The organism is Streptomyces sp. NBC_01546 (assembly GCF_045208355.1).
Classification (GTDB): Bacteria; Actinomycetota; Actinomycetes; order Streptomycetales; family Streptomycetaceae; genus Streptomyces.
Genome location: NZ_CP109379.1, coordinates 2,358,023 through 2,370,456, shown reverse-complemented (window position 1 = coordinate 2,370,456; position 12,434 = coordinate 2,358,023). Strand labels below are relative to the sequence as shown.

Below are 12,434 nucleotides of genomic sequence, written 5' to 3'. Positions count from 1 at the left end.
GAGAGGGTGATGACATGTTCGACGTGAACAGGTATTTGCAGCGCATCGGCTGTGACGGAGAGACCGGTGTGGACATCGGGACGCTGCGGAAACTGCACAAGAGCCACCTCCTGGCGCTTCCGTACAACAGCTTCGCCTATGACCTCGGCGACGGGATCGACATCGTCGACCTCGACGAGGACGCCATTTTCGAGAAGAGCATCATCAACGGGCAGGGCGGGGCGTGTTACCACCTGAACCGGATGTTCTTCAGGCTTCTGCGTGAGCTGGGCTACGACGTCACGCTGATCGCGGGCAGCACCGCCACCGGCTGGGACACCTTCGGGCTCGGCGTCGAGCACATGTTCAACCGGGTCTCCCTGGACGGTGACGAATGGCTCGTGGACGTCGGCTACCCGGGCCCTTCCTACATGGAGCCGCTGCTGGTCTCCGACGCGGTGCAGTCCCAGTACGGAAGCCAGTTCAGGCTGGTAGACCACGGATCCGAGATCGCTCTGCAGCGCCGAGGAGCGGTGACCAGGTGGAGCGTCGTCTACACCTTCACGATGAAATCCCGGGAGTGGGACGACTGGAAGGAACTGGAGGACTGCTTCCGGGGGATCCTGTCGGATCCGGAACGGCATGACGACAAGGAAGTGCTGTGCGGCCGCACTTTCGAGAACGGTCAGGTCGTGATGAAACAGCGGCGGTACCTGACGGTCCGTGACGGCCGTGAACAGGTACGCACGATCATGGATGACGACGAGCACCGGACGCTGATCACCAGCATTCTGTCCGGCCCGCTCAGCTGAAATTTGCACTCCCACCCCCCACACGTAACACCGCTCATCCCGAAATGAAATTCGAAACGAGTTGGAACGCGAAAGGGAGAACACAATGGAAAGAGAATCGGCTGATGTAATAGTGATTGGCGGAGGACCGGCCGGCGCGGTGAGCGCCCTGGTCCTCGCCCGGCAGGGCCACAACGTGGTGCTGCTGGAGAAGGACGAGTTCCCCCGATTCCACATAGGCGAGTCCCTGCTGCCTTACATGATGGGCCTGTTCGACCAGATCGGGCTGCGCGAGGCGGTGGAGGCGCAGGGCTACGTCCCCAAGTTCGGCGGCGAGTTCATCGACCCGACCGAGACGAAGTTCTTTGAGGGCGTCTTCCGCGCGGACTTCACCAAGCAGGGTGAAGGACGGCACCGGAGCGCCTTCCAGGTCGAGCGCGCCAAGTTCGACAAGATGCTCGCCGACCAGGCCGAGGCGGCCGGCGCGAAGGTCCTCTTCGGGGCCAACGTGACCGAGCTGCTCATGGACGGTGACCGGATGGTCGGCGTCCGCTACGAACGCGAGGGCCAGGGCCACGAGCTGCGTTCGGCCTACGTGGTCGACGCGAGCGGCCGCGCGGGCCGGATCGCCAACCGCTTCGGGCTGCGCAAGACCCTCGAGAAGCTCCGCATGGTGGCGGTGTTCCGCCACTACGAAGGACTCGACGAGAGCCACAACCTCGGCGTCGAGGGCGACATCCAGGTCGGCGCCCACGACGACGGCTGGGTCTGGGCGATCCCGCTGTCCAAGGACGCCATCAGCGTGGGCACGGTCATGCCGCGCGACGTGCTGCGCAAGACGACGACCGAGAAGGCGTTCGAGGAGCACGTGGCCAGGATCCCCAGGATCACCGCGCGCCTGACCGGAACCCGCCCCACCACGGACCTCAGGGTCGAGACCGACTACTGCTACCACTCGGACACGGTCACCGGGCCCGGCTGGCTCATGGTCGGAGACGCCGGCTGCTTCGGCGACCCGATGTTCTCCGGCGGCGTGCTGGTGGCGACGGCCACCGCCGTCCGCGCGGCCGAGACCCTCGGGGCGGCGCTGGCCGACCCCGCGGCGGAGGGCCGCCTGTTCGACACGTATTCCAACTACTTCAAGACGGGCTACGACACGTACATCCGCCTCATCCACGCCTACTACGAGGGCGAGCTGGTGTCGGTTGCCGCCGACGCCGCCCGCTTCACGCGGCGCGAGGCCCTGGAGAAGTACGTGATCCGGCTCATCGGCGGCGACTTCTGGAGTGAGCACAACCCCATGGCACAGGAAATGCGGCGGCGGACCGAATGGGACACGTTCGCTCCGTTCAAGCGGGTGTACGGCTGCCCGGCCTATCCCCAGCTGGACGAATTCGACCGTAAGGAGCGGGCCGCGGCGCGCGCACACAGGGCGACGGCGGGTCGGTAGAACGTGATGGCTTCCATTCCTCTGCGCCTCAGAGACCATTCGTACGACGTCCTCATCGGCCCGGGGGTGCGTACGTCGCTCGCCGAGATCATCCAACGGCTGGGCGCCAGGCGGGCCGTAGTGGTGTCGGCCCGCCCGGAGGAATGGGTGCCGGACACTGGTGTGGAAACCCTGCTGCTGCCGGCCCGGGACGGCGAGCAGGACAAGACCCTCGCCACGGTGGAGGCGCTGTGCGGTGAGTTCGTACGGTTCGGGCTCACCCGGTCCGACGTCGTCGTCTCCTGCGGCGGCGGCACGACCACCGATGTGGTCGGGCTCGCGGCGGCGCTCTACCACCGTGGCGTCCCCGTGATCCACCTCCCGACGACGCTGCTCGCCCAAGTGGACGCCAGCGTCGGCGGGAAGACGGCGGTGAACCTCCCGGCCGGCAAGAACCTGGTCGGTGCGTACTGGCAGCCCAGCGCGGTGCTGTGCGATACGGACTACCTGTCGACCCTGCCGCGCCGGGAGCTGCTGAACGGTCTCGGCGAGATCGCCCGCTGCCACTTCATCGGCGCTGCCGACCTGCGCGGGCTGTCGCTGGAAGAGCAGATCACCGCCAGTGTCACCCTCAAGGCCGGCATCGTGGAGCAGGACGAGCGGGACACCGGACTCCGGCACCTGCTCAACTACGGCCACACGCTGGGCCATGCGCTGGAGAAGGCCACCGACTTCGCGCTGCGCCACGGCGAGGCGGTGGCCATCGGGACGGTCTTCGCGGGCAGGCTCGCCGGCGCCCTGGGCCGGATCGACCAGGCGCGGGTGGAGGAACACCACGACATCGTCCGGCATTACGGTCTCCCCACCGCCCTGCCGGCCGAGGCCGATCCCGCGGTCCTCATGGACCTGATGCGGCACGACAAGAAGGCGATGACCGGACTCGGCTTCGTTCTGGACGGCCCGAAGGGCGCGGAACTGGTGAGCGACGTGCCCCACGAAGTGGTCGCGCGGGTCCTGGACCGGATGCCCCGGGCACGGATGGCCGACCTCGTCGGCGACGCCGCGCTCGGAGCCTCCACGATCGATGTGGTTTGAAATGAAGCTTGTGACCCAGTGGCCGGCCGATCTCGACGGACCGGCCGTCGCTGCCCCAGCGGTGGACCGTCCGCTGTTCGTCCGGCTGGAGGCAGCGCTGGCCCGGCCGGCAGCGCAGCAACCCGTCTGGCCGGACCCGCAACGGGCCAGAGACGCGGTGGAACTGCTGAGCCGGTCCGAGCCGATCGTGGCGCCGGCCGAGACGGCACGGCTGAGCAGGCAGCTCGCCGCGGTCGCGCGCGGCGAGGCGTTCCTGCTCCAGGGCGGTGACTGCGCCGAAACCTTCGCCGGGAACACCGAAGCCCATGTGCGGGCCAATCTGCGGACGCTCGTGGACATGGCCGCCGTGCTCGCCGCCGGCACCGGACTGCCCGTGGTCAAGATCGCCCGCATGGCCGGCCAGTACGCCAAGCCCCGTTCCCAGGCCGTCGACGCACTGGGGCTGCCCGTCTACCGCGGCGACGTGATCAACTCCGTCGAGCCCACGCTCGCGGCCCGGACGGCCGATCCCAGCCGGATGCTGCGGGCCCACGCCGACGCGGCACGCGCGATGGCCCTGGTCCGTTCGTTCCACGACGTCCACGTCGGCCACGAGGCGCTGCTGCTCGACTACGAGAAGTCCTTGCTGCGGGTGGACACGACGGGGCCGGAGCCCCGACTGTCCAGCGGGCTGGGGCATTTCCTGTGGATCGGCGAGCGCACCCGTCAGCTCGACGGCGCGCACATCGCGTTCGCGGAACTCCTCTCCAACCCGATCGGCCTCAAGATAGGTCCGGGCACGACCCCGGAAATGGCCGTCGAATACGTGCGGCGGCTCGACCCGCACCATGAACCCGGGCGACTGACGCTGGTCAGCCGCATGGGGCACACACAGGTCCGTGACGTGCTGCCGCCGATCGTGGAGAAGGTCACCGCCTCCGGTCACCAGGTGATCTGGCAGTGCGATCCGATGCACGGCAACACCCACACGTCGGCCAACGGATACAAGACCCGCGACGTCCTGCGCATAGCCGACGAGATCGCCGGGTTCTTCGAAGTCCACCGCCGGCTGGGCACCCACCCCGGCGGCATTCACGTCGAAGTGACGGGTGACGACGTCACGGAATGTCTCGGCGGTCCCTCGGGACTGACCGAAGCCGACCTGCCGGCCCGCTACCAGACGGCCTGCGATCCCCGCCTCAACGCGGAACAGTCGATGGAACTCGCCTTCCAGGTCGCCGAATTCGCGGCCGCCCGTGTCGCCGAGGCAGCGCTGCGATGACCGGACAGCCTCCCGGGATCCCCATCACGGGCACCACCCGGCTGTATGCCGTGCTGGGGGATCCCGTCGCTCAGGTCCAGGCGCCCACGCTGATGAATCCGCTCTTCGCGCGCCTCGGGATCGACGCGGTGGTCGTTCCGGTGCACGCCCGGCCGGAGAACCTCGAGCACGTCGTGCGAGGGCTGCAGCGGGTGGACAACCTCGACGGCATGTTCATCACGGTGCCCCACAAGGTGGCCGTCCGCAGGCTGGCCGACCGGTGCGGCCTGAACGTGGACATCGTCGGAAGTGCGAACGTGCTGCGCCGGGAGGCCGACGGCAGCTGGCTCGCCGAGAACTTCGACGGTTCGGGATTCGTGGCGGGTCTCGTAGGCGCCGGGCACGACCCCCGAGGCAGGCGGGTGGCGCTCGTCGGAGCCGGCGGCGCGGGATGCGCCGTCGCCGTGGCGCTGCTGACGGCCGGTGTCGACCGGCTGGAGGTGTACGACGTGGACGCCCCGAAGCTCGGCGCGCTGGTCGCCCGCCTCGGCACGTACTGGCCGGGCCGGATATGCGCCTCGGACGGACCGCACCTGCGGGACATCGACATCGCCGTGAACGCCACACCGCTCGGAATGCGCACCGACGATCCGCTTCCGTTCCCCTTGGACTCCTTGCCGCCGGACAGTGTGGTGGCCGATATCGTCATGAAACCCCGTGAGACGCGGCTCCTCCGTGAAGCAGCCGCACTGGGACACCCCATCCATCACGGTATTCACATGCTCGAGGGGCAACTGAATTCCTATCGAGCTTTCTTCGATCTGAACTGAATTATGGGTGCAACTACCAAATCTAGGGATGCGCCGTCGCAGGCAGCGCTCTACGCTGGACGGTAATTCAGCTCATTCTGACTGCACATGACGCTGCACGGGGCGGAGTGTGCGCCTCTTCCGCGATCTCGACGGCAAGTGCTCGTGCGCGCGCGTCTTTCTCTGTGGCACGCTGCTCCGCCCGTTTCGCACCTCGCGTCGAGTCAGATCCATTCCTTGGAGAAACATGAACGTGCGACAGGCGCCGGAATTCCCCCAGTGGCCCCAGTATGACGAGAGTGAGCGGGAAGGGCTCATCCGTGCACTCGAGCAGGGCCAGTGGTGGCGGATGGGCGGGAGTGAAGTCGATTCCTTCGAGCAGGAGTTCGCCGAGCACCACGGTGCCGCCCACGCCCTCGCGGTCACCAACGGAACCCACGCACTGGAACTCGCCCTCCAGGTCATGGGCGTCGGACCGGGCTCCGAAGTCATCGTCCCGGCCTTCACCTTCATCTCGTCCTCCCAGGCGGCGCAGCGACTCGGCGCCGTCGCGGTCCCGGTGGACGTCGACCCGGACACCTACTCCATCGACGTGGCTGCGGCGGCCGCAGCCGTGACCTCGCGGACCCGGGCGATCATGCCGGTCCACATGGCGGGCTACCTGGCGGACATGGACGCACTGGACAAGCTCTCCGCCGATACGGGCGTCCCGCTGCTCCAGGACGCCGCGCACGCCCACGGCGCCCGCTGGCAGGGCAAGCGCGTAGGCGAGCTCGGTTCGGTCGCCGCGTTCAGCTTCCAGAACGGCAAGCTGATGACCGCCGGCGAGGGCGGCGCCGTGCTGTTCCCGGATTCGGAGATGTACGAGAACGCGTTCCTGCGGCACAGCTGCGGACGGCCTCGTACCGACCGCCGGTACCGTCACGCGATCGCCGGCTCCAACCTGCGACTGGGCGAGTTCTCGGCCGCGGTCCTGCGGGCCCAGCTGCGCCGCCTGGACGATCAGATAGCGACGCGCCACGAGCGCTGGGCCCTGCTCTCCAAGCTGCTCGAGTCGATCGACGGCGTGGTTCCGCAGCGCGGTGACGAGCGCACTGACGTCCCCTCGCACTACATGGCCATGTTCCGGGTGCCCGGCATGGGCGAGGACGACCGCAACGCCCTGGTCGACCGGCTCGTGGAGGCCGGCCTGCCGGCGTTCGCGGGATTCCGCGCGATCTACCGCACCGACGCCTTCTGGGAGATCGGCGCGCCCGACGCGACCCCGGACGAGCTCGCGGAGCGCTGCCCCAACTCGGAGGCCATCAGCCAGGACTGCATCTGGCTGCACCACCGCACGCTGCTCGCGAGCGAGGAAGACCTGCACCTGACCGCCGCGATCATCGCCGACGCGGTGAGCACCGCATGAGCGTCAGGGTGGCCATCGTCGGGCTCGGCTGGGCGGGGCGGGAGCTGTGGCTCCCCCTGCTGAGAGAGCACGCCGACTTCGAAGTGGTGGCCGTCACCGACACCGAACCGGCGGCGCGCGCGGCATTCGACCGTGCGCTGGGCATTCCCGTGTACCCGACGGTGGACGCGCTCACCGCCCGGTCGGTCGACCTCGCCGTCGTCGCCGTACCCAACTTCCTGCATGCCGAGGTGGCCGCGGCCCTGCTCGGCAAGGGCATCTCCGTCTTCCTCGAGAAGCCGGTCTGCCTGACCTCCGACGAGGCAGACACCCTGGCGGCCGCCGAACGCAGCGGCGGCGCCATGCTGCTGGCGGGCAGCGCGGCCCCCTACCGCAGCGACGTGGGAGCCCTGGCGGCTCTGGTGCCCGACCTCGGTCACATCCGGCACGTCGACCTGTCCTGGGTCCGGGCGCGCGGCATCCCCAAGGCCGGCGGTTGGTTCACCCAGCGCAGCAAGGCCGGCGGCGGTGTGCTGTTCGACCTCGGATGGCACCTGCTCGACACCCTCGCGTCCCTGCTCGGTCCGGCCCGCTTCACACAGGTCGTCGGCGTGACGGCGAACGACTTCGTGAACATGGGTTCGTGGAGCGCGGCATGGCGGCACGACCAGCCCGCGGCCGACGCCGACGGCGACGTCGAGGACACCGCCCGGGGCTTCTTCGTCCGCGAAGACGGCGTCTCGGTCTCCTTGCACGCCAGCTGGGCCTCGCACGAGGCGCTGGACGTCTCCACGATCCAGGTCGTGGGCAGCGGTGGAACCGCCGAGCTCAGCTGCACCTTCGGCTTCAGCCCCAACCGCCGGCCCCAGTCGACGCTGTTGCTGACCCGCGAAGGCACCACCACGTCCATCCCGGTGCCGGACGAGCCGATCGGCAACGAGTACCGGCGCCAGCTGGACGGCCTCGCCGGAATCCTGACGGATCCGGGCAACCGCGGCAGGTCCATCGGCGAGGCCCGTACGACGGTCCGCGTCATCGAGGACTTCTACGCGTCGGCCCGCTCCGTGCGCGCCCGGAACGTGGTGCCCGCCTAGCGGCGGATGGTCGGGAAAGCCGGTGGAAGCACCGGTTCCAAGAGAACGAGCAGACGCACGGAATGGGCATCACATGACAATTACAACGGTAGGGCGACCGCAGACGGAGACGCTGCCGGCCGTCAGGCGCGCCGTGATCTTCGACCTCGACGGGGTCATCGTCGACAGCTTCGCGGTGATGGAAGAGGCTTTCGCCATCGCGTACAAGGAGGTCGTCGGTGAGGGCACGGCGCCGTTCGAGGAGTACCGGCGCCACCAAGGGCGCTACTTCCCGGACATCATGCGGATCATGGACCTCCCGCTGGAGATGGAGGAGCCCTTCGTCCGCGAGAGCTATCGGCTCGCGCCCCAGGTGCCGGTCTTCGAGGGCATCGTCGAGCTGCTGCTGACCCTGCGGGTGCGCGGGTACAGGCTCGCGGTGGCCACCGGCAAGAGCGGGCCGCGGGCACGCTCGCTTCTCGAAACGCTGGGCCTGCTGCCCTTCTTCGACCACGTGATCGGGTCGGACGAGGTCGCCAACCCGAAGCCGGCCCCGGACATCGTGGAGCACGCTCTCCATCTGCTGGGGCTGCCGGCCGAGGCGGCCATCATGGTCGGTGACGCACCGACCGACCTGGCCAGTGCGAAGGGCGCCGGTGTGGCCTCGGCCGCCGCGCTGTGGGCCGATGTCGACGACGAGGACGAACTGCTGGCCGCTCAGCCCGGCGCCGTCCTGCACCGCCCTGCCGACCTGTTGGCACTGTGCCCCTCCGTGCCCCGCGGCTGAGGGCCGTCACCGGGCATGGAGAAGGCACATCACCTCGGTGTCGACATCGGGGGCACCAAGGTCGCCTTCCGGGTGGAGGCCGGCGCGGAGTGTGTTGACGAGTCCGCGTTCCGGTGGGACCCGCGGCACAGCGCCGCCCGGGACCTGGCGCAACTCGCCCGACATGTAGGGGAGTTGCGGACACGGATCGCAGCGCCTCTCCGGGCGGTGGGCGTCGCGATGCCCGGGACGGTCGATCCGGCCGGCCGGATCACCGCCTGGCCCAGCCGGCCGGAGTGGAACGGGCTCGCTCTGGACGAGTCCCTGCGTGCGCTGTTTCCCGAAGCGGCCGTGGCCTGGGCGGACGACGGCGATCTCGGCGCACTCGCGGAGGCCCGGGCCTCGGGCTGCGACGACCTGCTCTACCTCGGAGTGGGCACCGGCATCGGCGGCGGTCTCGTCCTGCGAGGCGCACTCTGCCCCGGGCTCGGCCGCGGCTCGTTCGAGATCGGACACGTGATCGTCGACATGGGCGGTGCGCCGTGCGTCTGCGGCCGCCGGGGATGCCTCCAGGCGATCGCCTCCGGACCGGCCACCCTGCGCCGCGCGGCTCATCTGCGGGGAGCGCCCGCCACCTTCGAGGAACTTCGGCGGGCGCTGCACGAAGGGCAGCCGTGGGCCGTCACCGCGGTTGAAGAGACGTGCCGGGCCCTGGCCACCGCGGTGTCCGGCGTCCAGGAACTGGTCCATCCGCAGCGCGTCCTGATCGGCGGCGGCTTCGCGGCCGGCATCCCCGGGCTCGTCGGGCTGGTGTCCGACCACCTCGCCGGGCTGGCCCGCCCCGGCCAGCCCCCGCTGCCGGTGGAACCGGCAGCGCTGGGCGGCCTGTCGTCGTTGCGCGGGGCGCTGGCGCTCGCCCGGCAGATCGCGCCGTGACCGTCAGCCGGCCCGGTGCGGTGCACCGGCCGGCACCGCGGCACCCAGCTGGTCCCGCAGGTCGTCCACCAGCGCTTCGGTGCCGCCCGGGCCGCTCGCGGCACCGAAGACGTGGTAATCCGGACGGACGAGCAGAGAAGTCGCCCCGAACCGCGCCAGATACGGCCGGTAGACGTCGTCCACATCCTCCACGCAGATCACATCGGTCACGCCGTCGGCCTCCTCCGGCGCCTGCCCGGGAGGCAGCAGCCGCACCACGCGGGTCCCCAGGCCGGCGAGGAACGAAAGCCGCTCCTCGTCGAGCACGGTGTACGGATCGTCGCTGGTCAGCAGCATGAAACCACGGCCGACGGCCTCGTCGAACAGCCCGCTGCGGCCCTGCCGGCCCACGCGTCCCTGGGGTACGACGGCACCCGCCGCCCGCTCGGCCGCCTCCGCTGCGGACCGCCGGTGAAGCAGCCCGTCCGAGAGCGGCTTCGCCGGTTCCGGCCGCGCCGCCGGCCGGCCGCGCCGGTTGGCCAGCACCGTGGCGTCCCGCTCGGCGGCGTCCGCCGGGTCCGTCACGCAGATCACCCGGCCCAACTGGACCGACGCCAGGATCGCTTCCTTGGCCTGCGCACGGCGTTCTTCCGTGTAGCTGTCCAGCAGGGACTCGGCCGCGAGCCCGCGCAGCGTCAGGTCCAGCTTCCACGCCAGGTTGACGACGTCCCGGATGCCGGAGCACATGCCCTGCCCGGCGAAGGGCGGCATGAGATGGGCCGCGTCGCCGGCCAGCAGGACATGGCCCACTCGCCACTGGTCGGCCCAACGGGCCTGGAATATGTACGTGGTGCTGCGCAGCAGGGTGGCCGTGTCGGGGGTGACGCCGAACGGCGCCAGCAGCCGCCAGGCCGTCTCCTCCCGGTTGAGCTCGGCGGCGCTCTCGCCCGGCAGGCGCATGAACTCCCAGCGCCGGCGCCCGGGGCCGCTGGCCACCACCGTCGTGGGCCTGGCCGGATCGCAGATCTGCACGTTGCTGGGGGTGAACTCGCGCGGCTGGCGCAGTTCGACGTCGCAGAGCAGCCACTCGTAGGAGAACCCGAGGTCGGTGACGGAGACGTCGAGGTGGTCGCGCACGAAGCTGTTGGCGCCGTCGCACCCCACGACCCACCTCGCGGTGAGGACGCGCGTCGATTCGTCGTCGGTCGCGGCGGTCACCTCCACCCGTTCCTCGCCGTCCGAGATCCCCACGACCTCGTGCCCGCGCAGCACCGTGATGCCGGGAAGCGCCGCCGCCCTGGCCGCGATCAGCTCCTCCAGAGCCGGCTGGTGCATCGTGTTGGCGTCCGGCCAGCCGTAGGGACCGGCCGTTGTGAACCCGATGTCCAGCAGCACCGCGCCGGCGGCTGTCTGCCACTGGTAGCCGTTGGCCGGCTCGGTGACCCGGTCGAGTTCCGGGCCGATTCCGGTGCCGGCCAGGAGCCGGGCGGTCTCCCCGTCGAAACTGGTCGCTCGGGGAAGCTTGTACGGCCGGGGGCGGCGTTCGAGCACCGTCACCCGCCAGCCACGCTGGGCGAGCAGCACCGAGAGCGTGGCACCGATCGGCCCGTTGCCCACGATGACGACGTCCGTGTCCGTCGGATTCGAGTACGTATCGTGCGTTCGCATGGTTGGCATCTCGCCCCTAGTCGCATGCTGTGGGCAGATCAGTGTGCACTTCGAAAAACGGCGTCAAGGAAACTTCACAGGTCCGCGCTGTTTGAAGGCTGAATTCCGCCACGCTGGAAAATTGCCAGAATAGTATTCCGGCGTTCGAGGCATGTCAAGGATCGGTAAAACCTATCAGGTTGAGGGATGCTCAGCGGGCCCTCCATGCCCTATGGGCTGCCCCGTAAATGACTATCAGATCGAGGGATGCACAGCCGGTGACGCCCGTCCTAACCTGTGGAAGGACGATGCAAGTTGCGGGTTCCACAGTGTCCAGCGCGCGGAAATAAGGCCTGGGTAGTTCGCCACCGCTGCCGGTTCGGAGTATTCCCGCGGTTGACGGTATGCCAGTGCGGCCGGATGCTAAAAATCAATCTCGTTGAACAATTCGCTGGAGGCTCGTGTGACCGGAAAGCAAGTTTCACTGGAAACCCTCGACAACGATGCCTTTTACGCAGGTTACCGAGGAGAGACCCTGGTCGGCGCCCCGGCGCCGTGGGACATCGGCGGGCCGCAGCCGCTCCTGATCGCGCTCGAGGACGCGGGCCAGATCACCGGCGACGTGCTCGACATCGGCTGCGGGCTCGGCGGCAACTCCATCTTCCTCGCCTCGCGCGGCCACCGGGTCACCGGCATCGACGCGGCCCCGACCGCCGTCAAGGAGGCGAAGAGGCGGGCCGAGGCCGCGGGCGTCGAGGTCGAGTACACCGTCGCCGACGCGACCAGCCTCGAGGGTTTCGAAGGCCGTTTCGACACGGTCGTCGACAGCGCGCTCTACCACTGCCTGACCGCGGACGCCCAGCGCGCCTACGTCGCCGCGCTGCACCGTGCCACCAAGCCCGGTGCGAAGCTGCACCTGTGGGTGTTCGCCGCAGAGGCGCACGCGCCCTTCCCCACTGTGCAGCGGGTCACCGAGAAGAACCTCCGTGAGACGTTCGGCGAGAAGTGGGACATCGCCTCCCTCGAGCTGGCCATGTACGACACCACGCTCACCCACGAGGGCATCCGCGAGATGCTGGGCGCGAAGCCGGCGGAGGGCGCCCCCGACGCGCCGGTCGCCTTCGACCCGGCCTTCTCCTGGCCCGACGAGGAGCTGGAGGGCGAGATCAAGGCTCCCGTCTGGCAGCTCACGGCCGTACGCGCCGGCTAGCAGCAGCCGCTGCCAGGTCATCAGCCCGTCCAGCGCGGGCTCCACGCGGCCGGCTGCTCGTACAGCAGCCGGCCGCGCGTGCGGCCGGAGTTC

The 12,434-nt window shown here is 69.4% G+C and carries 11 protein-coding genes; 10 read left to right on the top strand and 1 reads right to left on the bottom strand.

The annotated features are described in order from the left end of the window. Positions 1 to 14: 14 nt before the first annotated feature. The 9 genes from OHA89_RS10755 (at position 15) to OHA89_RS10715 (ending at position 9,505) form a co-directional block, all read left to right on the top strand. Complete coding sequence (locus tag OHA89_RS10755; RefSeq protein ID WP_215142576.1) at positions 15 to 791, top strand: arylamine N-acetyltransferase; 777 nt, start codon at positions 15 to 17, stop codon at positions 789 to 791. Positions 792 to 876: 85 nt separating this feature from the next. Further along, positions 877 to 2,220 carry an NAD(P)/FAD-dependent oxidoreductase gene (locus OHA89_RS10750; RefSeq protein WP_266614542.1) on the top strand — a complete coding sequence of 448 codons (1,344 nt, stop codon included), beginning with the start codon at positions 877 to 879 and terminating at the stop codon, positions 2,218 to 2,220. 6 nt (positions 2,221 to 2,226) lie between these two features. Continuing rightward, positions 2,227 to 3,294, top strand: coding sequence for a 3-dehydroquinate synthase (locus OHA89_RS10745; RefSeq protein WP_266614540.1), 1,068 nt, complete (start codon positions 2,227 to 2,229; stop codon positions 3,292 to 3,294). Between the two features lies 1 nt (position 3,295). Further along, positions 3,296 to 4,555: a 3-deoxy-7-phosphoheptulonate synthase gene (locus OHA89_RS10740; RefSeq protein ID WP_266614538.1), complete on the top strand. Its 1,260-nt coding sequence runs from the start codon at positions 3,296 to 3,298 to the stop codon at positions 4,553 to 4,555. Further along, positions 4,552 to 5,364, top strand: coding sequence for a shikimate dehydrogenase (locus OHA89_RS10735; protein WP_266614536.1), 813 nt, complete (start codon positions 4,552 to 4,554; stop codon positions 5,362 to 5,364). The genes OHA89_RS10740 and OHA89_RS10735 overlap by 4 nt, the downstream gene beginning before the upstream one ends. Positions 5,365 to 5,590: 226 nt before the next feature. Then, positions 5,591 to 6,751: a DegT/DnrJ/EryC1/StrS family aminotransferase gene (locus OHA89_RS10730; RefSeq protein ID WP_266614534.1), complete on the top strand. Its 1,161-nt coding sequence runs from the start codon at positions 5,591 to 5,593 to the stop codon at positions 6,749 to 6,751. Then, positions 6,748 to 7,824: a Gfo/Idh/MocA family protein gene (locus OHA89_RS10725; protein ID WP_266614533.1), complete on the top strand. Its 1,077-nt coding sequence runs from the start codon at positions 6,748 to 6,750 to the stop codon at positions 7,822 to 7,824. The genes OHA89_RS10730 and OHA89_RS10725 overlap by 4 nt, the downstream gene beginning before the upstream one ends. 73 nt (positions 7,825 to 7,897) lie before the next feature. Further along, entirely contained in the window at positions 7,898 to 8,590 is a 693-nt protein-coding gene (locus tag OHA89_RS10720) for an HAD-IA family hydrolase (RefSeq protein WP_266614532.1), read from the top strand. A gap of 15 nt (positions 8,591 to 8,605) precedes the next feature. Beyond that, on the top strand, positions 8,606 to 9,505 hold the full coding sequence (locus OHA89_RS10715) for an ROK family protein (protein WP_406366007.1): 900 nt from the start codon (positions 8,606 to 8,608) through the stop codon (positions 9,503 to 9,505). Between the two features lie 3 nt (positions 9,506 to 9,508). Here OHA89_RS10715 and OHA89_RS10710 read toward each other — a convergent pair whose 3' ends face one another. Continuing rightward, on the bottom strand, positions 9,509 to 11,152 hold the full coding sequence (locus tag OHA89_RS10710) for a bifunctional 3-(3-hydroxy-phenyl)propionate/3-hydroxycinnamic acid hydroxylase (protein ID WP_406366006.1): 1,644 nt from the start codon (positions 11,150 to 11,152) through the stop codon (positions 9,509 to 9,511). A 442-nt stretch (positions 11,153 to 11,594) separates the two neighbouring features. Between OHA89_RS10710 and OHA89_RS10705 the strand changes: the two genes are divergently transcribed. Continuing rightward, the gene (locus tag OHA89_RS10705) at positions 11,595 to 12,341 is read left to right on the top strand and encodes a class I SAM-dependent methyltransferase (protein WP_257553827.1); all 747 of its coding nucleotides are present in this window, start codon (positions 11,595 to 11,597) and stop codon (positions 12,339 to 12,341) included. The last annotated feature ends 93 nt before the right edge of the window (positions 12,342 to 12,434 follow it).